This is a genomic window from Streptomyces sp. NPDC005435 (assembly GCF_040703155.1).
Lineage (GTDB): Bacteria > Actinomycetota > Actinomycetes > Streptomycetales > Streptomycetaceae > Streptomyces.
The window spans coordinates 492,499-517,811 of sequence record NZ_JBEXEQ010000001.1 but is presented as its reverse complement, the minus strand read 5'-3'; the positions used below and the strand labels follow the sequence as shown (position 1 = coordinate 517,811).

Genomic DNA, 25,313 nt, shown 5'->3' with positions numbered 1-25,313 from the left:
ACGCGGAGAGGGGCCGCCGTCACGCGGCGCGCGCGTGCACGCGTCGGACCGACCGCACGCGCACCCCTCTTCGTCATCGGATCTCGCTCAGAGTGGAGTGCTCTGCCATGCAGGTTTCCCGTACCACCGCCCGTATCGCCGCCGCTGCCGCCGTCGCCGGCACCGCCGTCCTCGCGCTGTCGGCCCCCGCCTTCGCGCACGTCACCGTGCAGCCCGAGGGCGCCGCGGCCAAGGGCGGCTACGCGGTCGTCGACTTCAAGGTCCCCAACGAGCGCGACAACGCCTCGACCACCAAGCTCGAGGTGAACCTCCCCGCCGACCACCCCATCGCCTCGGTCATGCCGCAGCCGGTGCCGGGCTGGAACGTGAAGGTCACCAAGTCCAAGCTGGCCAAGCCGCTCACCATGCACGGCGAGAAGATCGACGAGGCCGTCACCAAGGTCACCTGGACCGCCGACGGCAAGGGCATCCAGCCCGGCTACTTCCAGAAGTTCCCGCTCTCGCTGGGCGCCCTGCCCGAGGACACCGACCAGCTCGTCTTCAAGGCGCTGCAGACGTACTCCAACAAGGAGGTCGTCCGCTGGATCGAGGTGCAGCAGAAGGGCCAGGACGAGCCGGAGAACCCGGCCCCGACGCTGGAGCTGACGGCCGCCACGGACGACCACCACGGCACCCAGGCCGCCGCCACCGGCACGGCCGGCGCCCCGTCCGACGACAAGGCCGGCGGCAAGAGCGAGCAGACCGCGGCCGCCTCCGACAAGGACGGCGGCACCGACACCACCGCCCGCGTCCTCGGCATCGTCGGCATCGTCGTCGGCGCGGCCGGCGTCGGCTACGGCGTCCTCGCGGGCCGCCGCCGCACCGCCTGACCCACCCGTCCGCGCGCACCGGGGACGCACCACCCGTGCGGCCCCGGTGCGCGGCGGATTCCTCACCTTTCGGGAAGTTCTGCCATGCCCTCCATGCCTGCCCCGCGCCCCTCGGCGCCCCTCTCCGCGCGCGGGAAGACCCTCGCCGCGGCCGCCCTGCTCGCCGCCACCGCGTTCGGCCTGACCGCCTGCGGCTCCGGTGACGACGCCAGGTCGCCGGTCTCGTCCGTCTCCGAGGAGACCGACTCCGGCAAGGCCGCCACCGTCCTCGACCAGCCCTTCGAGAAGCCGGACCTGGTCCTCACCGACACCCACGGCAAGAAGTACGACCTGCGCGCCGAGACCAAGGGCCACCCGACCCTCGTCTACTTCGGCTACACCCACTGCCCCGACGTGTGCCCCACGACGATGAGCAACATCGCCGTCGCCATGAAGGCGCTGCCCAAGGCCGAACAGGACAAGCTGCGCGTCGTCTTCGTCACCACCGACCCCGGCCGTGACACCCCGGCCGAACTCGGCAAGTGGCTCAAGGGGATCGACCCCCGCTTCATCGGCCTCACCGGCGACTTCCCCACCATCAAGGCGGGCGCCCGCACCCTGGGCATCTCCGTGGAGCCGACCACCAAGGACAAGAACGGCAAGACCGTCTCGGTGCACGGCACCCAGGTCATCGCCTTCTCCCCCAGGACCGACGGCGGTTACGTCCTCTACGGCGAGGACGCCACGGTCGACGACTACACCAAGGACCTGCCCAAGCTGGTCCGGGGAGCGAAGCCGTGAGGCGTCATCTGCCGCTCGCCGCCGTCGCCGCGCTCGCCGGGACGCTCGCCCTCACCGGCTGCGGCTCGGACTCCGGCGGCCGTCCCGAACTGTCCGCCGGTGCCGCGTACATGCCCCAGCCGGTCTCGGCCGACATGGCCGCCGGGTTCCTCACCGTCACCAACAAGGGCGGCGGCGCCGACGAGCTGACCTCCGTCAGCAGCGACATCGCCGGTGAGGTCACCATGCACAGCACCAGCGGCGGCGCCATGACGGAGCAGACCTCCTTCGCCGTACCGGCCCACGGCCGGCTGGTGTTCAAGAGCGGGGCCGACCACCTCATGTTCGAGGGCCTCAAGCGCAAGCCGCGCGAGGGCCAGCGGGTCACGGTGAAACTCGGCTTCGCCCACTCCAAACCGCTCACCGTCGAGATGCCGGTGCGGTCCGCCACGTACAACCCGTCGACCGGCCACTAGGGAGGGACCATCGTGACCCGGACCATCACCCCCCGGCTGCGCCCTCTGGTGCTGCTGCTTCTCGCCGTCACCGCCGTGCTGTTCGCGGGTGCGGCGCCCGCCTCCGCGCACGCCGCGCTGACCGGCAGCGACCCCGCCCAGGGCGTGGTGGTCGACAAGGCGCCCACCCAGGTGTCGCTCACCTTCTCCGAGCAGGTCGCGATGGGCGACGACTCCCTGCGGGTCCTCGACCCCAAGGGCAAGCCCGTCCAGCGCGGCAAGCCCGCCAACGTCAGCGGCACCACCTACGCGGTCCAGCTGAAGAGCGGCCTGGCCAAGGGCACCTACACGGTGACCTACCAAGTCGTCTCGGCCGACAGCCACCCCGTCGCCGGCGCCTACACCTTCTCGATCGGGGCGCCCTCCCAGACCGTCGTCTCCGGCACCGCGACGGTCGGCGGCGGCGTGGTCGGCACGCTGTACGCGGTCGGGCGGTACGCGTCCTACGCCGGGTACATCGTGCTGGTCGGCGGGGCCGCCTTCGTGCTGGCCTGCTGGCGGCGCGGCGCCGGAGTACGGGCGCTGCAGCGGCTGGTGGTCGGCGGCTGGGTGGGACTCACCGGCGCCACGCTGTGGCTGCTGCTCCTGCGCGGCTCGTACACCACCTCGGGCAAGCTCGGGGACGTCTTCGACCTGGCCCTGCTCGGCCAGGTGCTCCAGACCAAGGCCGGTGCGGCGCTGGTCTCCCGGCTGCTGCTGCTCGCCGCCGCCGCGCTCTTCGTGGCGGTGCTCTTCGGGGCGTACGCGAAGGGGGACGAGGACGCCGAGGAGAGCGCCACCGGCGAGGAGGCCGAGGAGAAGCGGGACCTCGGTTTCGGGCTGGCCATCGGCGGCGTGGTCGTCGCGGCCGGGCTCGCGGCGAGCTGGGCCATGGCCGAGCACGCCTCCACCGGGCTCCAGCCGGGCATCGCCATACCGGTCGACATCGTCCATCTGCTGGCCGTCGCCGCCTGGCTCGGCGGTCTGACCGCCCTCCTGGTCGCCCTCTACCGGGCACCGGCGGACACCACGGTCGAGGCGTCGGCCGTACGGCGTTTCTCCCGGCTCGCCTTCGGCTCGGTGCTCGCCCTGGTCGCCACCGGCGTCTACCAGTCCTGGCGCCAGCTCGGCTCCTGGTCCGCCTTCACCGAGACCCGGTACGGACAGCTGCTGCTGGTGAAGATCGGCCTGGTGGCCGTGATGGTCGCCGTCGCGGGGATCTCCCGGCGGTGGACGGGACGGCTGACGGAGCACCCGGAGACCGAGGCAGCGGAGGAGACCTCCGAGGGGGAGACCCCCGAGGCGGATGACGCGGCCGACGTGCCCGCCACCACGGCCGCCGCCGCGCAGGGCGAGAAGTCCGCGGCGGGCACCACGTCCACCACCACGGACAGCGCCGAGCGCACCGCCCAGCTCGCCCGGCAGCGCAGTGCCGTGGCGGACGCCCGGCGCAAGCGGCTGCGGGACGCCGACCCGAACCGGTCCGGGCTGCGCCGCTCGGTGCTCACCGAGGCGGCCGTCGCCGTCGTCCTGCTCGCCGTCACCACCGCGCTGACCCAGACCGAGCCGGGCCGCACCGAGCAGGAGGCGAAGGCCGCGGGCACGTCCGCCGGCAGCTCCGCCGCCTCCGACACCTCCGGCGCGCTGACGCTCGACATGGCCTTCGACACCGGCGGCAAGAACGGCAAGGGCCTGGTCCGCATCGACCTGGACCCCGCGCGGGTCGGCGGCAACGAGATGCACGTCTACGTCCAGCGCCCCGACGGCCGCCCCTTCGACGTCCCCGAGGTGAAGGTCGCCCTCACCCAGGAGGCCAAGAAGATCGGCCCCCTGCCCGTGAAGACGGAACACATCACGAACGGCCACTGGGCCGCCACCGGGGTGCAGATCCCCGTGGCCGGTGACTGGAAGGTCGCCGTGACCGTGCGCACCTCCGACATCGACCAGGCGACCGTCTCCAAGAACGCGCAGATCGGCTGAACCGCACCATGCCCGACCCCTCCGTCCCCCAGACCCGCGAGGACACCGGCACCCCGGCACCGGAGCAGTCCGGCGCCCGGGGCGTCTCCCGGCGCACCCTGCTCGGCACCGCCGGGGCCACCGGTCTCGTACTCGGCGCGGCCGGGGCCTCCGTCGGGTACGCCGCCGCGCCCGCCCCCGCCGCTCCGCTCACCTCTCTCGGCTCGGACCGGGCGATGTTCCACGTGAAACATCAGCCCGGCATCACCGAGGGGCTCCAGGCGCGCGGCCATCTGATCGCCTTCGATCTGGCGCCCGGCGCGGGCCGCAAGGAGGCCGCGGCCCTGCTGCGCCGCTGGTCGACGACGGCGGAGCGGCTGATGGCGGGCGAGCCCGCGCCGCACGACGACACCGACGTGGCCCGCGACGCCGGGCCCGCCTCGCTGACCGTCACCTTCGGCTTCGGACACTCCTTCTTCGCCCGCACCGGCCTGGAGAAGCAACGCCCTGCCGCGCTCGACCCGCTGCCCGCCTTCTCCTCCGACCACCTCGACACGTCCCGCAGCGACGGCGATCTGTGGGTGCAGATCGGCGCGAACGACGCGCTGGTCGCCTTCCACGCCCTGCGCGCCCTCCAGAAGGAGGCGGGGGACGCGGCCCGCATCCGCTGGCAGATGAACGGCTTCAACCGCTCGCCGGGCGCCACCGCGCACCCCATGACGGCCCGCAACCTCATGGGCCAGATCGACGGCACCCGCAACCCCAAGCCCGCCGAGCCCGACTTCGAGAAGCGGATCTTCGTCCCCGCCTCGGGGGAGCCCGCCTGGATGGCGAACGGCTCCTACGCGGTCGTCCGGCGCATCCGGATGCTGCTCGACGACTGGGAGAAGCTGTCGCTCAAGGCCCAGGAGGCGGTCGTCGGGCGCCGCAAGTCCGACGGGGCCCCGCTGTCCGGGGGCGACGAGACCACGCCGATGGACCTGGAGAAGACGGACGCCCACGGCGAGTACCTGGTGCCGCTCACCGCGCACGCCCGGATCACCCGGCCCGACCGCAACGGCGGCGTGGCCATGCTGCGGCGCCCCTTCTCCTTCCACGACGGTTTCGACGCGGACGGCACGCCCGACGCCGGGCTGCTCTTCATCTGCTGGCAGGCGGACCCGCTGCGCGGCTTCGTCCCGGTGCAGCGCAAGCTCGACCGGGGGGACGCGCTCTCCGCCTATCTGCGGCACGAGTCGAGCGGCCTGTTCGCGGTGCCGGGCGGCGCGGCGAAGGGCGAGTACGTGGGGCAGCGGCTGTTGGAGGGCTGAGCCGCACCTCTGCGGTGCCCGGCAATCGAAACCACCCGTGCGAGTGGCCGTCGTGAGACGCCCGAGCCTGCTTCCCGCGCGGCCATTAGGGTGAGGTCATGCCAGCGAGCTATGCGTATCTCGGTCCCGAAGGCACCTTCACCGAAGTCGCCCTGCGCACGCTTCCGGAGGCGGCCACCCGTGAGCTGATCCCCTATGTGTCGGTGCAGTCCGCGCTGGACGCGGTACGCAACGGCGAGGCCGAGGCGGCCTTCGTTCCGATCGAGAACTCGGTCGAGGGCGGCATCACCACCACCCTGGACGAGCTGGTCGCCGGGGACCCGCTGATGATCTACCGCGAGGTGCTGCTGTCGATCACCTTCGCGCTGCTGGTCCGCCCCGGCACGAAGCTGGCCGACATCAAGACGGTCACCGCCCACCCGGCCGCCCAGCCGCAGGTCCGCAATTGGCTGCGCGCCCACCTCCCGGACGCCCTCTGGGAGTCCGCCGCCTCGAACGCGGACGGCGCCCGGCTGGTCCAGGAGGGCCGGTACGACGCGGCCTTCGCGGGCGAGTTCGCGGCGGCCCGGTACGGCCTGGTCCCGCTGGAGACCGGCATCCACGACGCGGAGAACGCGCAGACCAGGTTCGTGCTGGTCGGCCGCCCGGCCCGGCCCGCCGCGCCGACCGGCGCCGACAAGACCTCGGTGGTGCTCTGGCAGCGGGACGACCACCCCGGTGCCCTGCGCGACCTTCTGGGTGAGTTCGCGGGGCGCGGTATCAACCTGACGCTGCTCCAGTCGCGTCCGACCGGGGCAGGTATCGGTAATTACTGTTTCTGCATCGACGCCGAGGGGCACATCTCCGACCGGCGCATGGCCGAGGCACTGATGGGCCTGAAGCGGATCTGTCTCCAGGTGCGTTTCCTCGGTTCCTATCCGCGCGCGGACATCAGGCCCGGGGAGGCCAGGCCGACCCCGCCGGGCACGTCGGACCAGGAGTTCCTGGCGGCGGCCGACTGGGTGGCGGGCTGCCAGGACGGCCGGTTCTAGCGGCCTCCGCGTTGTCCACAGAAGTTATCCACAGGTCAGCTTCTCGACCTGGGGACAAGTCGACAACAACAGGCCCGACGGTCGACAAATCGCCCTAGCCGGTCCAAGGCCGACGATCCTTATATAGATCGGCTTTCGTCTACCCGTTTCCTTCGATTCACCTTTTGAGGTGACCCATCTACGTCCGAAAGTGGGTGTCATGCGTGTTTGAACCAGGAATTCTTCGAACCCGCACCCCGTTCCGGAGTGATCAATTCCAAAATCCACAGCCCTTTCGCACAGCCTGTGGATAACTTTCCCCACCCGGTGGATTCCTGTGGACAAGGGCGGCCGCCAAGTACCGCCCGCCACAAGGGAGTCCGGTCAAGCCGGGGTACTCCGGACGATCTTTGCAGAGCGGAACCGGGAAGTGATTCCCGGCCCGTCCCCCCGCACCGGTAGCCTTGGCCCCGTGATTGACCTTCGCCTGCTTCGTGAGGACCCCGACCGTGTGCGCGCGTCCCAGCGCGCCCGTGGAGAGGACGTCGCGCTCGTCGACTCCCTCCTCTCTGCCGACGAGCGGCGCAGGTCCTCCGGCGTCCGCTTCGACGAGCTGCGCGCCGAGCAGAAGCAGCTCGGCAAGCTGATCCCCAAGGCCGCTCCCGAGGAGAAGGCCGAACTGCTCAAGCGCGCCGAGCAGCTCAAGGCCGACGTGAAGGCCGCCGACGCCGAGCGCGACGCGGCCGACACCGAGACCCAGGAGCTGCTGCTCCGGCTCGGCAACCTCGTCCACCCCGGCGTCCCCGTCGGCGGCGAGGAGGACTTCGTCACGCTGGAGACGCACGGCACCATCCGCGACTTCGGTGCCGAGGGCTTCGCGCCCAAGGACCACCTGGAGCTCGGCCAGATCCTCGGCGCGATCGACACCGAGCGCGGCGCCAAGGTCTCCGGCTCCCGCTTCTACTTCCTCACCGGTGTCGGCGCCCTCCTGGAGCTGGCCCTGGTGAACGCGGCCATGGCGCAGGCCACCGCCGCGGGCTTCACCCCGATGCTCACCCCGGCCCTGGTGCGCCCCCAGTCCATGGCGGGCACCGGCTTCCTCGGCCAGGCCGCGCAGGACGTGTACCACCTGGACAAGGACGACCTCTACCTGGTCGGCACCTCCGAGGTGGCCCTCGCCGCGTACCACATGGACGAGATCATCGACGCCGACAAGCTGCCGCTGCGGTACGCGGGCTTCTCCCCGTGCTTCCGCCGCGAGGCCGGCTCGCACGGCAAGGACACCCGGGGCATCTTCCGCGTCCACCAGTTCGACAAGGTCGAGATGTTCTCGTACGTCGACCCGGCGGACTCCGAGGCCGAGCACCAGCGCCTGCTGGAGTGGGAGAAGCAGTGGCTGACCTCGCTGGAGCTGCCGTTCCGCGTGATCGACGTGGCCACCGGTGACCTCGGCTCCTCCGCGGCCCGCAAGTTCGACTGCGAGGCGTGGATCCCGACCCAGGGCAAGTACCGCGAGCTGACCTCGACCTCGGACTGCACCGAGTTCCAGTCCCGCCGCCTGTCGATCCGCATGCGCGACGGCAAGCAGGTCAAGCCGCTGGCCACGCTCAACGGCACGCTGTGCGCCGTACCGCGCACCATCGTGGCGATCCTGGAGAACCACCAGCAGGCCGACGGTTCGGTCCGCGTCCCCGAGGTGCTGCGCCCGTACCTCGGCGGCCGTGAGGTGCTGGAGCCGGCCGCCAAGTGAGCGACCTCCCCTACCGGCTGATCGCCACCGACCTCGACGGCACGCTGCTGCGCGGCGACGACACCGTCTCGCCGCGCACCCGCGCGGCGCTCGTCGCCGCCACCGAGGCGGGTGCCGCGCACATCGTCGTCACCGGCCGCGCCGTCCCCTGGACCCGGCACATCCTGGACGACCTCGGCTACGAGGGCCTGGCCGTCTGCGGCCAGGGCGCCCAGGTCTACGACGCGGGGCAGCACCGCCTGCTGACCTCGGTCACCCTGGACCGGAAGCTGGCCGGCGTGGCGCTGGCGAAGATCGAGGCGGAGGTCGGTCCGCTGTACATCGCCGCCAGCCGGGACGGCCTGGACGGCGATGTGATGGTCGGCCCCGGCTACACGGTCAGCGGCACCGGCGCCCTGCCGAGCACGCCGTTCACCGACGTGTCCGACCTGTGGGCCGCGCCGCTGAACAAGATCTACATCCAGCACCCCCGGCTGAGCACCGACGAGCTGGCCGAAGCCGCCCAGGGCGCGGCGGGCGGCTTCGTCGGGGTCGTCATGGCGGGCGAGGGCGTGGTCGAACTGCTGCCGCTCGGCCTGTCCAAGGCGACCGGCCTCTCCCTGGCGGCCCGCCGCCTCGGCCTGAAGGCGGCCGACACGATCGCGTTCGGCGACATGCCGAACGACATCCCGATGTTCGGCTGGGCCGCGCACGGCGTCGCCATGGGCAACGCGCACGCGGACCTGAAGGCCGTGTCCGACGAGGTGACCGCCTCCAACGAGGAGGACGGCATCGCGGTGGTGCTGGAGCGGCTGCTCGACGAGCGAGGCTGAACCCGATGGGGCGGGGACCGAGAACGGTCCCCGCCCCATCGGGTGTGGTCACGCGGAGGATGCACGGATCGAACGTGCGCGGGCTGTCACACCCGACCACGGCTTAGCAAGCCGGTGCCTTGCCACTCGGCCAATCCTCCGGGTGGGCGGCCCACGCGAGAGCGACTTCGCGTGCTCGAAGCGGCCGCCCCGGGCGGCTCCCTGTGCGGAGCGGGCTCGACGGTGGGTAACTACACCGGAGTCCGCCTCGGGCCGCCCTGCCGGAAGCCGGACGTACTGCCGTGCAGAGGCATCATCCGGCTCCTCTCCCGGTTCGGGTGCGCCGGGAGTTTCCCGGCGGAAGGGACACCCCTACTGTGCCCGTCCCTTCATGGCCGGCGCCACCGAATTAACCCCGCTACCGGCGCCGCCATCTGCGCCGGCGGGCCCGGCTGAAGAACCAGCCCGCGGGCGGTTCGTCCGAGCGCCACGGCTGCGGCTCGGGCCGCTCCGCGCGCCAGCGGGCGGCGAGCATCCGGGCGCGGGCGGAGGGCTCGACGGTGGCGGCGTCCCGTACGAAGTCCTCGTCGAGGACCACGTCGTCCCACGAGCCGGGACCGTCCCGTCCGGGCTCGTCGTCCCGTCCGGGCTCGTCGTCCCGTCCGGGCTCGTCGTCCCGTCCCGGCTCCCCGTCCTGGGGTGTCCGCTCGGTCATCCGCGCACCTCCGCGCCGCGTCTCCGACTCTCTCCAGTGTGCCGAGGCGGGAGTGAAGGCCCCGTCAAGTGCCCGGGGCCCGCCTCCTACTCCTCGCCCGCCAGCGTCAGCGACCGCAGCTTCCACCCCGCGAACCAGGTGGCCGCGACGGTCACCACGACCAGCAGCACGGTGGCCGTCGTCAGCCCCACGTCGGAGGTGACCAGGTCCCCGCCAGCGACCTTGTGGGCGACCGCGAGCGCCCACTGCTGGACGCTCAGGGTGCGGGCGCCGGACACCAGGGAGCCGAACAGCGCCTCCCAGACCAGCGCGTAGACGAGGCCGAAGACCACCGCGTGCCGCGAGACGGTGCCGAGCAGCAGGAACAGCGCCGAGTAGGCGATGGACGCGACGAGCGCGGCGACCGTGTAGGCGACGGCGATGTTCTGGCCGTTGCCGTTCAGGATCAGGCCCGCGATCAGGGTCGGGACGGCGGAGAACACCATGGTGACCGCGATGGCGACGATCAGCTTGGTGAAGATGATCGCCGGCCGCTTGAGCGGCTTGGACAGCAGATAGACCACGGAGCCGTCGTCGATCTCCGGTCCGATGGCGCCCGTGCCGGCGATGACGCCGATGATGGGCACCATGGTGGCGAGCGCGAACCCGCCGAGGACGTCGGCGGCCACTTGGTCGTCGGCGCCGGTCAGTCCGCGCACGATCATGGCGATGACGATCAGCAGCAGCGGCAGCGCGCCGAGCACGAGGGCCCGGCGCCGGCCGAGCAGGGCCCGGTAGGTGAGCCGGGCGACGGTGGGGTCGTACATCTTTCGGCCTCCTACGCCGCGACCAGATACGAGAACACGGACTCCAGGGACTCGTCCGACGGCGAGACCGTGTGCAGCCGGATGCCCAGGTCGCGGGCGACCTTCGGCAGCAGCGTGGTGAAGCGGCCGAAGTCGACGGCCTGGACGAGCAGCGCGCCCTCGGACGTGTCGACCTCGATGCCGGCCGTCGACGCGTCCGCGATGAGCGCGGCCGCCAGGGCCCGGTCGTCGCTGGAGCGCACCAGGTAGCGGTGCGGACGGTCGGTCATCAGACGGCGGATCTTGCGGAAGTCGCCGCTGGCCGCGTGCCGTCCGGCGACGACGACCTCGATGTGCCGGGCGAGCTGCTCGACCTCCTCCAGGATGTGCGAGGAGAACAGCACGGTGCGGCCCTCGTCGCCCATGGTGCGCAGCAGATCCATGAGCTGCATGCGCTGGCGCGGGTCCATGCCGTTGAACGGCTCGTCGAGCAGCAGCAGCGAGGGGTCGTGGACGAGCGCGGAGGCCATCTTCACGCGCTGCCGCATGCCCTTGGAGTACGTGGAGATCTTCCGGTCCTGCGCGTACTCCATCTCGACCGTGGCCAGGGCGCGCTGCGCCTCCTTGTCGCCGAGGCCATGCAGTTCGGCGTTGGCGACCACGAACTCGCGCCCGGTGAGGAAGTCGTACATCGCCTCCCGCTCGGGTACGACGCCGATCTCCCGGTAGACGGACTCGTTGCGCCACACCGGGCGGCCGTCCAGGGTGATCGCGCCGGTGGAGGGGGCGAGGAAGCCGCCCATCATGTTGATGAGGGTGGACTTGCCGGCACCGTTGGGACCGAGCAGACCGGTGACGCCGGGGCCGATCGTCATGGTGATGTCGTTGACGGCGACCACGTTGCCGAACCAGCGGGAGACGTGGTCGATGCTGAGAGTCGTCACAGGCTCACCTTCTTGTAGCGGCGCACCAGCAGGCCGTAGCACGCGGCGATCAGGCCGAGGACGACGGCCAGATAGACGAAGCCCTCGCCGGTGGACGGGCCGACGCCGGCGGGGAACGACGACGTGCCGCCGAGCAGTGCCGACTGGACGCCGTCAATCAGGGTGACCGGGGAGAACAGGCCGATCCACGGCACGGCGTCGGTGTTGCCCCGGGCGTCCGCGATGGCCTGGAGCGTGGAGACCGCGCCGTAGGAGATCGTCATGACGGCGATGACGGCGGCGATGCCGAAGCCCCGGCGCGGGGTGACGGCCGCGATGACCAGGCCGATTCCCGCGAACAGCAGGGAGAGCAGCGCCACGGAGACCATCCCCTGGCCGAATTCCTTCGTCTGGTGCGCGAAGTCCATCTTGGAGAGCAGCGCGCCGATGTAGAGCACGAGCAGCGGGGCGCCGGTCAGGATGAACAGGGCCGAGGTGAGCGCCGCGAACTTCGCGAGCACGTAGTCGGCGGTCTCGATCGGCCGCGAGAAGTACAGCGGCACGGTCTTGAAGCGCAGGTCGCGCGAGACCGACTGGGGTGCCTGCGAGGCCACGTACAGGCTGATGACGGCCTGCATGATGATCGCGTACCGGCTGTAGGAGACCGGCAGTTCGTGCGCCTTGGTGGCGACCGCGACGGCGACCATGATGGCCGCGGGCACGCAGATCACCGCGAAGAGCAGCATCGGCAGCACCTTGGACTTGGCCGAGCGGCCGAGGCCGTAGGCACCGCGCAGGGACTGCGAGTAGAGCGAGCGGCGGGCGTAGGCGCGGCCGAGGCGGGGGCCGTCGTAGCCGCGGTAGCCGATGTCGTGGATGCGGGACTGGTCGCCGGAGGGCGCCTGTGCCGTCTGGGTGGTGGGGTGCTCAACCGCCATGGCCGGCGGCCTCCTTCCGCTGCGCGTCGGCGGTGGTGAACACCTCGGAGATGCGGTGTCTGCGCTGTTCCATGCGCACCAGGCCGAGTCCGAGGTCCGCGACCACGTCGCGCACCAGGTCGTACGTCTCCTCGCCGCTCGCGGTCACCAGGACGATGTGTCCGGCGCCGGGCAGGCCGCCGCCCTCGTCCTGGGTGTCGAGGCCGCGCTTGCCGAGGGCCTCGCGCAGGGCGCGGGTGCCGTCGGGGTGGGTGTCGCTGTCGGTGACCTCGATGGCGAGGGTCGTCGTGGACTGGGTGAAGTCGGTGGTGGAGCTGGACCGCAGCAGCTTGCCGCCGTCCACGACGACCACGTGGTCGCAGGTGCGCTCCAGCTCGCCGAGCAGGTGCGAGGTGACCAGGACGGAGATGCCGAAGTCGGTGTGGACGCGGCGGATCAGGCCCAGCATCTCGTCGCGGCCGACCGGGTCGAGGCCGTTGGTGGGCTCGTCCAGGAAGACCAGGCGCGGGTCGTGCACCAGCGCCTGGGCGAGCTTGACCCGCTGTTTCATGCCGGTGGAGTAGCCGCCGATGGGGCGGTAGCGCTCCTCGTAGAGGCCGACATGGCGCAGGGTGTCCGCGGTGCGCTCGCGCGCGGCGGCGGCCGGCAGTCCGGACATGCGCGCCATGTGCACGACGAACTCGGTGGCCGAGACGTCGGGCGGCAGGCAGTCGTGCTCCGGCATGTACCCGACCCGCTCCCGGATGGCGGCGCCCTCGGTCGCCACGTCGAGGCCGAGCACGGTGGCGCGGCCCTCCGAGGCGGGGGACAGACCCAGGAGGATCTTGATCAGGGTGGACTTGCCGGCGCCGTTGGCACCGACGAGTCCGGTCACACCGGGTCCGATGTCCACGGACAGCCGGTCGAGGGCGGTCACCCGTGGGTACCGCTTGCTCAGGCTCTCGGTCGCGATCACAGTCACGTCCCCGACGGTAGTGACGCGGGCCACGCCGGTCGTCAGACCTCAGAGCCGTCTTGGAGTCAGACTCCGGTAGGACGGGGCCCTAGGGGTTACCCCGGTGATCTCCCCTATTGACGCCGCCTCTAACAACTGCGAGATTCAGCGGAGTCGGGAAGTGCGGCACCGGGCGGAGGAGAAGTGATGCTGGAGGGTGCGCGCGAACGCCGGGTCAAGACCGGCGGAATCGAGCTGTGCGTGGCCGAACTCGGCGATCCCGCGCGGCCGACGGTGGTGCTGGTGCACGGCTATCCGGACAGCAAGGAGGTCTGGTCGGAGGTCGCCGCCCGGCTCGCCGGCCGCTTCCACGTGGTGCTGTACGACGTCCGGGGCCATGGCCGTTCGACCGCGCCGAAGCCACTGCGCGGCGGCTTCACGCTGGCCAAGCTGACCGACGACTTCCTGGCCGTCGTGGACGCGGTGAGCCCGGACCGGCCGGTCCATCTCGTCGGCCACGACTGGGGATCGGTGCAGTCCTGGGAGTTCGTCACGGTCGCCCGCACGCGGGGCCGCGTCGCCTCCTTCACCTCCATGTCGGGGCCGTCCCTCGACCACTTCGGCCACTGGATCAACGCGCGCGTGAAGCACCCGACGCCCCGCAGGATCGGTCAACTCCTGGGCCAGGGCGCCAAGTCGTGGTACGTCTACCTGCTGCACACCCCGGTGCTGCCCGAACTGGCCTGGCGCGGCCCGCTCGGCAGGCACTGGCCGGCGATCCTCCGGCGGGCGGAGAAGATCCCGGCCGACGGCTACCCGACCGCCTCCCTGCCCTCGGACGCGGCCAACGGCGCCTGGCTGTACCGGGACAACGTCCGCGCACGGCTGCGCAGACCGCGCCCGGACGCCCACGCGCACGTACCGGTGCAGCTCATCACGCCCGCGGGCGACGCGTTCCTTTCCCCGCGGCTCTACGACGACTTGGCGCAGTGGGTGCCCCGGCTGGTCCGGCGCACCCTCCCGGCCAAGCACTGGGTTCCCCGCACCCGGCCCCATCAACTCGCGCTGTGGATCACCGAATTCGTGGACTCGACCTCCTGATAGGGAGGTTGGGCAGGAGCAGGCACAGAACAAGCCAACTGCCGTGAAACGGACCCCAGTTGTCCACAGAATCGCCAACTTCCTTGTGGATAACTGAACTTCGCTGTGGATCAAACCTCAGATCGTAAATCGAGTGCGTGACCTGTGTCTCTTCATGTACATCAGGAAAGCGGAAGAGAAGGTGAGCCGACTGAACAGACAAAACAGAAAAGTGGGAATGTAAGGCAGCATGAATGACAGACGTAATGTAAAGCTGTCGAAGTACCTCGCGAAGCATCTGCGCCACCAGCCCGAGCGCATCGGACTCACGCTGGACGCGGGCGGCTGGGCCGAGATCGACGCGCTGATGACGGCGGCCGCCACGCACGGCTTCCCGTTCACGCGCGCGGAACTCGACCACGTCGTGGCCGCCAACGACAAGAGACGCTACGCGATCGAGGGCACCCGCATCCGCGCCAGCCAGGGCCACACCGTGAGCGTCGACCTGGGGCTGCCCCCGGCCGACCCGCCGCCGTACCTCTACCACGGCACCGTCGCCCGTGCCCTGGACGCGATCCGCGCGGAGGGACTGCGGCCCATGAGCCGCCACGACGTCCACCTCTCGGCCGACCGCGAGACGGCCACCCGGGTCGGCTCCCGGCGCGGCCGCCCCGTCGTCCTCGCGGTGGACGCTGGGGCCATGCACCGCGAGGGCCATGTCTTCCGCGTCAGCGCGAACGGGGTCTGGCTGACGGAGGCCGTACCGGCCCGGTATCTGCGGTTCACCGAGCCGCGCTGACAGAGGGCTGGACGCCGTGGCCGGAGTGCCTTTGGGAGCGGGCCGGCCCTTTCCGCAGGCCACGTAGGCTCGACGCCATGAGTCTGCGTCTGAGCACCCTGATCCTTCCCATCGACCGCTGGAACGAGGGCGGCCGTGCCAAGTGGCAGCGCGCGGAGGACCTGGGCTTCCACGGGGCGTACACCTACGACCACCTGTCGTGGCGCAGCTTCCGCGACGGCCCCTGGTTCGGCGCGGTGCCCACCCTGACGGCGGCGGCCGCCACGACCTCACGGCTGCGTCTGGGCACGCTCGTCACCTCCCCCAACTTCCGGCACCCGGTGACCCTCGCCAAGGACCTGATCTCCCTGGACGACGTCTCCGACGGCCGGATCACCCTCGGCATCGGCGCGGGCGGCATCGGGTTCGACGCGACCGCGCTCGGCCAGGAGCCGTGGACGCCTCGGGAGCGCGCGGACCGGTTCGCGGAGTTCGTGACCCTGCTCGACCGGCTGCTCAGCGAGGGCGCGGTCACCGAGGAGGGCCGGTACTACTCGGCCGTCGAGGCCCGCAACATCCCCGGCTGCGTGCAGCGCCCCCGGCTGCCCTTCGCGGTGGCGGCCACCGGCCCGCGCGGCCTGCGCCTGGCCGCCCGGCACGGCCAGGCGTGGGTGACCACGGGCGACCCCAAGCTGTACGAGAACGGCACCCCCGAGCAGTCGGTCGAGGCCCTGCGCGGTCAGCTGGCCAAGCTGGCCGAGGCGTGCGCCGAGGCCGGCCGGGACGTGGCGGAGCTGGACAAGGTCCTGCTCACCGGCTTCACCCCCGACCGCACCGGGCCGCTCCAGTCACTGGACGCGTTCGTGGACTTCGCGGGCCGCCATCAGGAGCTGGGCTTCGACGAGATCGTGATCCACTGGCCGATCCCGGACTCGGACTTCGCCGCCGACCAGAAGGTCTTCGAGCGGATCGCACGGGAGGCGCCGGCGCAGCTGGGGTGACGGGGGTTGGCTCGGCGGGGCTGAGCGGGCGAGCCGGGGCGGAGCGGGGCTGGGGCGCCGAACCGGGGCAGGGCTGGATTGGCGGGGCTGGGCCACCGAGCCGGGGCAGCGCTGGATTGGCGAGCCGGGGCAGGGCTGGGTCGCGAGTCCAAGCGGGACTGAGCCGCCGATCCCGGCGGGGACCAGGTCCGCGAGCCCGGCGGGGCCAGGTCGGCCGACCCCGGCGGAACTGCGCCGCCAAGCTGGGAGGGGCTGAGCCGCCGAGCGAAGCGGGGCTGAGGCGGCGAGCCCGGCGGGGCCAGGTTCGCCGGTCCTGCGGAGCCAGGTTCGCCGGCCCGGCGGGGCCAGGTCGGCCGACCCGGGCGCCCCGTAGCCGTGGCCGGATGTGACCCGTTCCGACCCCAACGGCGCCTCATATGTGCGGAGTCCCGCACGGCCGTGCGCGCATATGCGCGAGAATGGCCGGGTGACCTCAGCGACCAGACAGCCGGGGACGCCCCCGGTATCCCCCGCGTTCTCGGCCCCGCCAGGAGAGGGAGGCACCGTAGGCCCGCCGCCCCGGCTGATCGCCACCGACCTCGACGGCACCCTGCTGCGCGACGACCAGACGGTCTCCGCGCGGACCGTCGCCGCCCTCGCGGCGGCCGAGAAGGCGGGGGTGGAGGTCTTCTTCGTCACCGGCCGCCCGGCCCGCTGGATGGGCGTGGTCGCCGACCACGTCCACGGCCACGGCCTCGCGATCTGCGGCAACGGCGCCGCCGTGGTCGACCTGCACGGCGGTGCCGGCGCCCACCGGTTCGTCTCGGTGCGCGAGCTGGCCCGGCACAACGCACTCACCGCGGTCGGGCTGCTGCGCGACGCGGCGCCGGGCACAGTGTTCGCCGTCGAGCAGACCTACGGCTTCCACCAGGAGCCCGCGTATCCCAAGCTGCACCTGGAGATACCGGACAACCTGCTGCCCGCCGAGGAGCTGCTCGCGCCGGACGGACCGGACGCCGACCAGCCCGTGCTCAAGATCCTCGCCTACCACCCCGAGCTGGACCCGGACGCGTTCCTCACCACGGCCCGCGTCGCGATCGGCGGCCACGCCAACGTCACCCGCTCCAGCCCCAGCGCGCTCCTGGAACTGAGCGGCGCCGGGGTCTCCAAGGCCAGCACCCTGGCCCTGTGCTGCGCCGAGCGCGGCATCTCGCCCGAGGAGGTCGTCGCCTTCGGCGACATGCCCAACGACCTGGAGATGCTGACCTGGGCCGGCCGCTCCTACGCGATGGGCAACGCCCACCCCGCCGTCCTCGCCGCGGCCACCGGCCGCACGGTGGCCAACACCGAGGACGGGGTGGCGGTCGTGATCGAGCGGCTGCTCGCCGGCCGCCTCTGACGGTCGGCCGGCGCGTCACCCCGAGCGCGTCCGTCCGCTAGCGCGTCACCACGAGCGTCTCCGCCTCGGCCTCGCGCCGCGCCATCGCGCGCAGCGGGCCGTCGGCGGAGACCAGCTCGGCGTACGGGCCGCGCTGCACGACCCGGCCCGCGTCCAGCACGAGGACCTCGTCCACCGCGTCCAGACCGGCCAGCCGGTGCGTGATCAGCAGCGTGGTCCGGCCCTCGGTGGCGGCCAGCAGGTCCGCCGTGAGCGCGTCGGCGGTGGGCAGGTCCAGATGCTCGGCGGGCTCGTCCAGCACCAGCACCGGGAAGTCGGCGAGCAGGGCCCGCGCCAGCGCGAGCCGCTGCCGCTGGCCTCCCGACAGCCGGGCACCGTGCTCTCCGACCAGCGTGTCCAGACCCTCGGGCAGCTCGTCCACCCAGTCGAGGAGCCGGGCCCGCAGCAGAACGTCGCGCAGCTCGGCGTCGCTCGCGTCCTTCCGCGCCAGCAGCAGGTTCTCCCGCACGGTGCTGTCGAAGAGGTGGGCGTCCTGGGCGCACAGCCCGACGAGCCCGCGCACGTCGTCGCCGTCCAGCTCGTCCGCCGCGACACCGGCCAGCGTGTAGCTGCCCGCGCGCGGGTCGAGGAAGCGCAGCAGCACCTGGGCGAGCGTCGTCTTGCCCGAGCCGGAGGGCCCGACGACGGCGATCCGGCGGCCCTGCTCCAGCGTGAGGTCGAGTCCGGCGAGCGCGTCGCCGTGCTGTCCCTCGTACCGGGCGCTGAGGTCGCGCACCACGACCGGGAACGGCGAGGCGGGCGCCTGACGCGGCTCCTCCGGCTCGCGCACGGGCACCGGCGCGTCCAGGACCTCGTACACGCGCTCCGCGCTGCGCCGCACCCGCTGGCGGTAGCGCGCGGCGAGCGGCAGTCCCAGGACGGCCTCGAAGGCGGCCAGCGGGGTCAGCACGATGACGGCCATCACCACGCCGTGCACCCGCCCGCCGGCCACCGCCGTGGCGCCGACCGCCGCGGCAGCGGCGACGGTGAGCCCGCAGATGAGCGCGGTGAGTCCGTCGCCGAGGGCGGTGATCCCGGCCGCGCGCGAGGCGATCCTCGTGAGCGTGCCGTCCGCGCGCCGGGCCGCGTCTGTACGGGAGGGCAGCGCGCCGGCCACGGTCAGCTCGGCGGTGCCGGTGAGCACGTCCGTGACGCGGGTCGACAGCTCGCCGCGCGCGGGGGCGAGGCGGCGCTCGGTGCGCCGGGCGACGTTCGCGGTGAGCAGGGGCACGCCGACGCCCGCGAGGAGCAGGCCGGCCGCCAGGACGGCTCCGGCCTCGGGCAGCAGCCAGGCGGTGAAGCCGACCGAGGCGGCGGAGACGACGACCGCGACACCGGTGGGCATCAGCCAGCGCAGCCAGTAGTCCTGGAAGGCGTCCACGTCGCTGACCAGCCGGCTGAGCAGGTCGCCGCGCCGGGTGGTCCGCAGTCCGGCGGGCGCCAGCCGCTCCAGGCGGCGGTAGACGGCGACCCGGGTGTCGGCGAGCATCCGCAGCACGGCGTCGTGCGAGACCAGCCGCTCGGTGTACCGGAAGACGGCCCGCCCGATGCCGAAGAACCGGGTCGCGGTCACGGCCACCAGCAGATAGAGCACCGGCGGTTCCTGCGAGGCCCGCGAGATCAGCCAGCCGGAGGTCGCCATCAGGCCGACCGCGCAGCCGAGCGCCAGGCTGCCGAGGATCAGGGCGAAGGCGAGGCGTCCGTAGCGGGGCGCGGCCAGCGCCCGCACCCGGGCCAGGACATGGCGGGGGCGGCTGCCGCGCGCCGTCGCGGGCGGGACCGGCGCGCCGTCCTGGTCGAGCGGGCCACTGCCGGGCAGGTCCGCGAGGGTGGTGGCGGGCGCGGCGGGCTCGGGCACATGGGCGTCGAGCGCGGTGGCCGCCAGCTCGGGAGGGGTCACCTCGGCCATGACGGGAGCCGCGTCGGCGGCGGCGACCGGGGCTTCCAGCCGGACCACCCGGTCGGCGGCCTCCAGCAGCGCGGGCCGGTGCACGACGAGGAGGACCGTGCGGCCCACGGCGAGCCGCCGGACCGCTGCCACGACGTCCGCCTCGGTGGCGCCGTCCAGGGCGGCCGTGGGCTCGTCGAGGAGCAGGACGGGCCGGTCGGCGAGGAAGGCGCGGGCGAGCGCGAGCCGCTGGCGCTGGCCGGCGGACAGTCCCGCCCCGTCCTCGCCCAGCACGGTGTCGGCGCCCGCGGGCAGCGCGTCGACGAAGTCCAGGGCGCCCGCGTCGGCGAGGGCCTGGCGCACGGCCGCGTCGTCGGCGTCGGGGCGGGCCAGCCGGACGTTCTCGGTGATGGTGCCCGCGTAGACGTGCGGCCGCTGCGGCACCCAGGCGATCCGGGAGCGCCACTGCTCCAGGTCGAGGTCCGCGAGATCCGCCCCGCCGATCCGGACCTGTCCGGCGGTGGGGCGTACGAAGCCGAGCAGGACGTTGAGCAGCGTGGTCTTGCCGGCGCCGCTGGGGCCGACCAGCGCGACGGTCTCCCCGGGCTCGACGGCGAAGGACACACCGTCCACGGCGTCCGTCGAGCGGCCGGGGTAGCGGACGGTCACGGAGTCGAAGGAGAGCGCGCCCTCGGGCACCCGGCCGGTGCCGGACGCCGGGACCGGGGTCTCCAGCACGGCGAAGATCTCCTCCGCCGCGGCCAGCCCCTCCGCCGCCGCGTGGTACTGGGCGCCGACCTGGCGCAGCGGGAGATACGCCTCGGGCGCCAGCACCAGGATGACCAGGCCGATGTACAGGTCCATGCTGCCGTGCACCAGACGCATGCCGATGGTCACGGCGACCAGGGCGACCGAGAGCGTGGCCAGCAGCTCCAGCGCGAAGGACGAGATGAAGGCGATCCGCAGCGTCCGCATGGTCGCCTGGCGGTACTCGCCGGTGATCTTGCGGATGGACTCGGCCTGCGCCTTGGCCCGGTTGAAGACCTTCAGCGTGGGCAGGCCCGCCACCACGTCCAGGAAGTGACCGGAGAGCCGGGACAGCAGTCCCCACTGCCGGTCCATCCGGTACTGGGTGGCCCAGCCGATCAGCATCATGAAGATCGGGATGAGCGGAAGGGTGCCGACGATGATCGCCGCCGACACCCAGTCCTCGGTGACGATCCGCGCCAGCACGGCCACGGGGACGACCACCGCGAGCCCGAGCTGCGGGAGGTAGCGCGAGAAGTAGTCGTCGAGGGCGTCGACCCCGCGCGTGGCCAGCGTGACCAACGAGCCGGTGCGCTGGCCGCTCAGCCACCCGGGACCGAGCGTGGCGGCCCGCTCGACCAGCCGCTCCCGCAGCTCCGACTTCACCGCCGCGCTGGCCCGGTGGGCCGCCAGCTCGGTGAGCCAGGAGACCAGCGCCCGGCCACAGGCCACGGCGACCAGCAGCCCCAGCGGTGTGACCAGGTCAGAGGCGGTTTTTCCGTGCTGGAAGGCGCCCACCACGACTTCGGCGATGAGCATCGCCTGAGCGATGACCAGCGCGGCGCCGAGTCCGCCCAGGACGACGACCGCCACCAGGAAGAGACGCGTGGCGCCCGCATAGCGCAGGAGGCGGGAATCGATCGGTTTCACGTGAAACGTGTCCTTCAGTCCCGAGAGTGTGTTTCACGTGAAACATACCCTTGGGACGCTCAGTGTGCGGTGTCGGCGATGTGGTGCGTACCGATGCGCTTACGGAACACCCAGTAGGTCCAGCCCTGGTAGAGCAGCACGAGCGGCGTGGCGATCGCGGCGCACCAGGTCATGATCCGCAGGGTGTACGGACTCGAAGAGGCGTTGGTGACGGTCAGGCTCCAGTCTCCGTCGAGCGTGGACGGCATGACGTTCGGGAAGAGCGACAGGAACAGCATCGCGACGACCGCCACGATGGTCACGCCGGACAGCGCGAATGCCCATCCCTCCCGTCCCGCACCGATGGCCACGAGGGCGGCGGTCAGCGCGGCAACCGTGACGATCAGCGCCGCGAGGCTGGCGACGTCACCGCTGTGGGCCTGCGTCCAGAGCAGAAACCCGAGCGCCGGCACGGCGGTGACGAGTCCGGCCCGCAGGGCCAGCCGGCGTGCCCGTACCCGGATGTCCCCGACCGTCTTGAGCGCCGCGAAGACCGCGCCGTGGAAGGTGAACAGCGTGAGCGTCACCACACCGCCGAGCAGCGCGTAGGGGTGGAAGAGGTCTCCGAGGCCGCCGACATACTCGAAGTGCCGGTCGATCTTCACCCCGTAGGCGATGTTGCCGAAGGTCACGCCCCAGAGGAAGGCCGGAAGCAGCGAGGTCCAGAAGATCGCCCACTCCCAGTTGCGCTGCCAGTTCTCCTCGGGCCGCTTGGCCCGGTACTCGAAGGCGACGCCCCGGACGATCAGGCAGACCAGGATCACCAGCAGGGGCAGATAGAAGCCGGAGAAGAGGGTGGCGTACCACTCCGGGAAGGCGGCGAAGGTCGCGCCGCCCGCCGTGAGCAGCCACACCTCGTTGCCGTCCCAGACGGGGCCGATGGTGTTGATCAGCACCCGCCGCTCGGCCCGGTCCCGGGCGAGGAGCCGGGTGAGGATGCCGATCCCGAAGTCGAACCCCTCCAGGAAGAAGTAGCCGGTCCACAGGACGGCGATCAGGACGAACCAGATGTCGTGAAGATGCATGGCTGTTCCCCCGGCCTAGTACGAGAAGGCCATCGGCTTGTCGGCGTCACGGAGATCGCCGCCGATCCTGGTGGGCGGGTTGAGGTCGGCCTCGGTCAGCTCGGGCGGGCCCGCCTTGGCGTACTTGGCGAGCAGCCGGACCTCGATGACGGCGAGGATCGCGTAGAGCGCGGTGAAGACGGCCATCGAGATGACGACCTCGGCCTGGGAGACGCCGGGGGAGACCGCGTGCCGGGTCTGCAGGACGCCGTAGACGGCCCAGGGCTGGCGGCCGGTCTCGGTGAAGATCCAGCCCCAGGAGTTGGCGATCAGCGGGAAGGCCAGCGTCCAGACGGCGATGCGCCAGAACCAGGTGCCGAGCTTCGGGCCGAGCGCCTTGTGGGGGAGGAGGACCAGATGCGGCACCTCGTCCTCGCCGACCCGGAGGTGCTGGGGGAGCAGGAACTTCTTGCGGGTCAGCCAGAGTCCGGCGATCCCGAGGGCGAAGGAGGCCATGCCGAAGCCGATCATCCAGCGGAAGCCCCAGAAGGCGACCGGGATGTTGGGCCGGTAGTCCCCGGGCCCGAACCGCTGCTGCTCGGCCTTGTTCACGTCGTTGATGCCGGGCACGTAGGACGAGAAGTCGTCGTTGGCGAGGAAGGAGAGCAGGCCCGGGATCTCGATGGCGACGGTGTTGTGGCCCTTCTGCACGTCGCCGTAGGCGAAGATCGAGAAGGGGGCGGGCTTCTGGCCGTCCCACAGGGCCTCGGCGGCGGCCATCTTCATGGGCTGTTGCTTGAACATGACCTTGCCGAGCATGTCTCCGCTGACCGCGGTGAGCAGTCCGGCGACGACCACGGTGACCAGGCCGAGCCGCAGCGAGGTCTTCATGACGCGGATGTGCCTGCGGCGGGCCAGATGGTAGGCGGCGATGCCGACCATGAAGGCGCCGCCGGTCAGGAAGGCGGCGGCCAGGGTGTGGAACGCCTGGCTGAGCGCGGTGTTCTGGAAGAGCACGGCCCCGAAGTCGGTCAGCTCCGCGCGCCCCCTGGCCTTGTCGATCCGGTAGCCGACGGGGTGCTGCATCCAGGAGTTGGCCGCGAGGATGAAGTACGCCGACAGGACCGTGCCGAGCGAGACCATCCATATGCAGGCCAGATGGATCTTCTTGGGGAGCTTGTCCCAGCCGAAGATCCAGAGTCCGATGAAGGTGGACTCGAAGAAGAAGGCGATCAGGGCCTCGAAGGCGAGCGGGGCGCCGAAGATGTCGCCGACGAAGCGCGAGTAGGCCGACCAGTTCATGCCGAACTGGAACTCCTGCACGATGCCGGTGACGACGCCCATGGCTATGTTGATCAGGAAGAGCTTGCCCCAGAACTTCGTCGCCCTGAGATACACCTCCTTGCCCGTGCGCACCCAGGCCGTCTGGAGGCCGGCCGTGAGAGCGGCCAGGGAGATCGTCAGCGGAACGAAGAGGAAGTGGTAGACGGTGGTGATGCCGAACTGCCAGCGCGCCAGGGTCTCCGGCGCCAGAGCCAGTTCCACGTCGTCACTCTCCTAACTCCACCGCGACAGACGGTGGGGTTTGCCCCTTTTGTGTCGTACATATGGGGCGATCGGGATCGAGCTTGTGAAAGCGTTCACATTCACAAGCCATTATGACGTACGCGCCTTCGACATCCGATAGGGGGTCAGGCACCAATACGCCACTCCCTCCCGCGGCATGACGCGCCTACGGGTGGGGCCCCGCACGCGGCGGGGCCCCATGAACGCTCCGGTACTGCTTACGGAGTTCCGCTCAGTTCTTCTCGCGGAACGCCTCCGTCACCTTCAGGAAGATGTCGTTCGCCTCGGTCTCCCCGATCGTCACGCGGACGCCCTCGCCCGCGAACGGCCGCACCACCACGCCGTGCCGCTCGCACTCCTCGGCGAACTCCGCGGTGCGCTCCCCCAGCCGCAGCCACACGAAGTTCGCCTGGCTCTCCGGCACGGTCCAGCCCTGCGCGCGCAGCGCGTCCGACACCCGCTGCCGCTCGCACACCAGCGAGCCGACCCGGCCCAGCAGTTCGTCCTCGGCCTGGAGCGAGGCGATCGCCGCCTCCTGCGCGATGTGGCTGACCCCGAACGGCACCGCCGTCTTGCGCAGCGCCGCCGCCACCGGCTCGTGGGCGATCGCGAAGCCGACCCGCAGCCCGGCGAGGCCGTACGCCTTGGAGAAGGTGCGCAGCACGCAGACGTTCGGCCGCTCCCGGTACAGCTCGACCCCGTCGGGCACCTCGGGGTCGCGGATGAACTCGCGGTACGCCTCGTCGAGGACCACCAGCACATCGCCGGGCACCCGGTCGAGGAACCGTTCCAGCTCGGCCCGCCGGACCACCGTGCCGGTCGGGTTGTTGGGGTTGCACACGAAGATCAGCCGCGTCCGGTCGGTGATCGCGTCCGCCATCGCGTCCAGGTCGTGCACGTCACCGTCCGTCAGCGGCACCTGGACCGACCGCGCGCCGCTGATCTGCGTGATGATCGGGTACGCCTCGAAGGAGCGCCAGGCGTAGATCACCTCGTCGCCCGGCCCGCTGGTCGCCTGGACCAGCTGCTGGGCCACGCCCACCGAGCCGGTGCCCGTGGCGATGTGGGACAGCGGGACGCCGAAGCGCTCGGCCAGCTCGCTCATCAGCGCGGTGCAGGCCATGTCCGGGTAGCGGTTGAACTCGGCGACGGCGGCGGTGACGCGCTCCATGACGCCGGGCAGCGGGGGATAGGGGTTCTCGTTGGAGGAGAGCTTGTAGGCGGTCTGGCCGCCGGCCGCGGCGGGCCTGCCCGGCTTGTAGGTGGGGATACCCTCCAGCTCGGCGCGCAGCTTGGGGCTCGTCTCGCTCACCGCAGTCCTCCTCGCGACCACCGGCGGACCGTCGACACCGCCGGCTTCCAATACTCCTCACCTTATGAGGATTCGGCGCGGTTGCGTACCTTCGCGAAGCGCTCTCCGGGGGCCGTGCGGGTCGTCCGGACCGGGACGCTCCCTGGGGGGCGCACCGCGCGTCTGTCCGCGCGCCGGTGGCTCGCGCCGTGGCGCGCATCCCTCGTGCAGGTGAGTTGAGACCTCTTCGAAACATCGGGCAGTTGGCAGGTCCACACGCGTGGATAAGCCACGTCTCGCCATCGAGTCGGTCAACTGACTTGTTTTCTAAGGCA

At 71.7% G+C, this 25,313-nt stretch carries 20 protein-coding genes, 1 tRNA gene and 1 pseudogene; 12 read left to right on the top strand and 10 right to left on the bottom strand.

Going from position 1 to position 25,313, the window contains the following annotated elements:
- The first annotated feature begins 107 nt into the window (after nt 1-107).
- The 8 genes from AB0898_RS02410 (at nt 108) to AB0898_RS02375 (ending at nt 8,963) form a co-directional block, all read left to right on the top strand.
- A complete protein-coding gene (locus AB0898_RS02410; protein WP_366800928.1) occupies nt 108-869 on the top strand; it encodes a YcnI family protein in 762 nt (253 codons plus the stop codon).
- 93 nt (nt 870-962) lie between these two features.
- A complete protein-coding gene (locus AB0898_RS02405) occupies nt 963-1,649 on the top strand; it encodes an SCO family protein (protein WP_366801048.1) in 687 nt (228 codons plus the stop codon).
- Nucleotides 1,646-2,104: a copper chaperone PCu(A)C gene (locus tag AB0898_RS02400; protein WP_366800927.1), complete on the top strand. Its 459-nt coding sequence runs from the start codon at nt 1,646-1,648 to the stop codon at nt 2,102-2,104. The genes AB0898_RS02405 and AB0898_RS02400 overlap by 4 nt, the downstream gene beginning before the upstream one ends.
- Nucleotides 2,105-2,116: 12 nt before the next feature.
- Nucleotides 2,117-4,102: a copper resistance protein CopC gene (locus tag AB0898_RS02395; protein ID WP_366800926.1), complete on the top strand. Its 1,986-nt coding sequence runs from the start codon at nt 2,117-2,119 to the stop codon at nt 4,100-4,102.
- Nucleotides 4,103-4,110: 8 nt separating this feature from the next.
- Nucleotides 4,111-5,391 carry an iron uptake transporter deferrochelatase/peroxidase subunit gene (gene efeB / locus AB0898_RS02390; RefSeq protein ID WP_366800925.1) on the top strand — a complete coding sequence of 427 codons (1,281 nt, stop codon included), beginning with the start codon at nt 4,111-4,113 and terminating at the stop codon, nt 5,389-5,391.
- 98 nt (nt 5,392-5,489) lie between these two features.
- Nucleotides 5,490-6,422 (top strand): prephenate dehydratase, encoded by a 933-nt coding sequence (gene pheA / locus AB0898_RS02385; protein ID WP_366800924.1) that lies wholly within the window; start codon nt 5,490-5,492, stop codon nt 6,420-6,422.
- A gap of 451 nt (nt 6,423-6,873) precedes the next feature.
- On the top strand, nt 6,874-8,151 hold the full coding sequence (gene serS, locus AB0898_RS02380) for a serine--tRNA ligase (protein WP_366800923.1): 1,278 nt from the start codon (nt 6,874-6,876) through the stop codon (nt 8,149-8,151).
- Nucleotides 8,148-8,963, top strand: a complete 816-nt coding sequence (locus tag AB0898_RS02375; protein WP_366800922.1) for an HAD family hydrolase — start codon at nt 8,148-8,150, stop codon at nt 8,961-8,963. The genes serS and AB0898_RS02375 overlap by 4 nt, the downstream gene beginning before the upstream one ends.
- A 53-nt stretch (nt 8,964-9,016) precedes the next feature.
- Here AB0898_RS02375 and AB0898_RS02370 read toward each other — a convergent pair.
- From AB0898_RS02370 to AB0898_RS02345, 6 genes are all read right to left on the bottom strand, one after another.
- Nucleotides 9,017-9,103, bottom strand: a tRNA-Ser gene (locus AB0898_RS02370).
- 257 nt (nt 9,104-9,360) lie between these two features.
- The gene (locus AB0898_RS02365) at nt 9,361-9,657 is read right to left on the bottom strand and encodes a hypothetical protein (protein ID WP_366800921.1); all 297 of its coding nucleotides are present in this window, start codon (nt 9,655-9,657) and stop codon (nt 9,361-9,363) included.
- An 86-nt stretch (nt 9,658-9,743) separates the two neighbouring features.
- Nucleotides 9,744-10,463, bottom strand: coding sequence for an ABC transporter permease subunit (locus AB0898_RS02360; RefSeq protein ID WP_366800920.1), 720 nt, complete (start codon nt 10,461-10,463; stop codon nt 9,744-9,746).
- 11 nt (nt 10,464-10,474) lie between these two features.
- Entirely contained in the window at nt 10,475-11,386 is a 912-nt protein-coding gene (locus AB0898_RS02355; protein ID WP_366800919.1) for an ABC transporter ATP-binding protein, read from the bottom strand.
- Nucleotides 11,383-12,303: an ABC transporter permease subunit gene (locus tag AB0898_RS02350; protein ID WP_366800918.1), complete on the bottom strand. Its 921-nt coding sequence runs from the start codon at nt 12,301-12,303 to the stop codon at nt 11,383-11,385. The genes AB0898_RS02355 and AB0898_RS02350 overlap by 4 nt, the downstream gene beginning before the upstream one ends.
- Nucleotides 12,293-13,258: an ABC transporter ATP-binding protein gene (locus AB0898_RS02345; RefSeq protein WP_366801047.1), complete on the bottom strand. Its 966-nt coding sequence runs from the start codon at nt 13,256-13,258 to the stop codon at nt 12,293-12,295. Before AB0898_RS02345 ends, AB0898_RS02350 begins: the two co-directional genes overlap by 11 nt.
- Nucleotides 13,259-13,444: 186 nt before the next feature.
- Between AB0898_RS02345 and AB0898_RS02340 the strand changes: the two are divergent.
- The 4 genes and pseudogenes from AB0898_RS02340 to AB0898_RS02325 all read left to right on the top strand — a co-directional run.
- A pseudogene (locus AB0898_RS02340) lies at nt 13,445-14,329 on the top strand (alpha/beta fold hydrolase); the annotation flags it as partial.
- A gap of 238 nt (nt 14,330-14,567) precedes the next feature.
- Nucleotides 14,568-15,116 carry an RNA 2'-phosphotransferase gene (locus AB0898_RS02335; RefSeq protein ID WP_366800917.1) on the top strand — a complete coding sequence of 183 codons (549 nt, stop codon included), beginning with the start codon at nt 14,568-14,570 and terminating at the stop codon, nt 15,114-15,116.
- 77 nt (nt 15,117-15,193) lie between these two features.
- Nucleotides 15,194-16,096: an LLM class flavin-dependent oxidoreductase gene (locus tag AB0898_RS02330; protein WP_366800916.1), complete on the top strand. Its 903-nt coding sequence runs from the start codon at nt 15,194-15,196 to the stop codon at nt 16,094-16,096.
- A gap of 448 nt (nt 16,097-16,544) precedes the next feature.
- The gene (locus tag AB0898_RS02325; protein ID WP_366800915.1) at nt 16,545-17,474 is read left to right on the top strand and encodes an HAD hydrolase family protein; all 930 of its coding nucleotides are present in this window, start codon (nt 16,545-16,547) and stop codon (nt 17,472-17,474) included.
- Between the two features lie 37 nt (nt 17,475-17,511).
- Here AB0898_RS02325 and cydD read toward each other — a convergent pair whose 3' ends face one another.
- From cydD to hisC, 4 genes are all read right to left on the bottom strand, one after another.
- Nucleotides 17,512-21,078 (bottom strand): thiol reductant ABC exporter subunit CydD, encoded by a 3,567-nt coding sequence (gene cydD, locus AB0898_RS02320; protein WP_366800914.1) that lies wholly within the window; start codon nt 21,076-21,078, stop codon nt 17,512-17,514.
- 59 nt (nt 21,079-21,137) lie between these two features.
- Nucleotides 21,138-22,142, bottom strand: a complete 1,005-nt coding sequence (gene cydB, locus AB0898_RS02315) for a cytochrome d ubiquinol oxidase subunit II (RefSeq protein ID WP_366800913.1) — start codon at nt 22,140-22,142, stop codon at nt 21,138-21,140.
- 15 nt (nt 22,143-22,157) lie between these two features.
- Nucleotides 22,158-23,666, bottom strand: coding sequence for a cytochrome ubiquinol oxidase subunit I (locus tag AB0898_RS02310; protein ID WP_366800912.1), 1,509 nt, complete (start codon nt 23,664-23,666; stop codon nt 22,158-22,160).
- A 253-nt stretch (nt 23,667-23,919) separates the two neighbouring features.
- Nucleotides 23,920-24,999, bottom strand: coding sequence for a histidinol-phosphate transaminase (gene hisC, locus AB0898_RS02305; RefSeq protein ID WP_366800911.1), 1,080 nt, complete (start codon nt 24,997-24,999; stop codon nt 23,920-23,922).
- Nucleotides 25,000-25,313 lie beyond the last annotated feature (314 nt).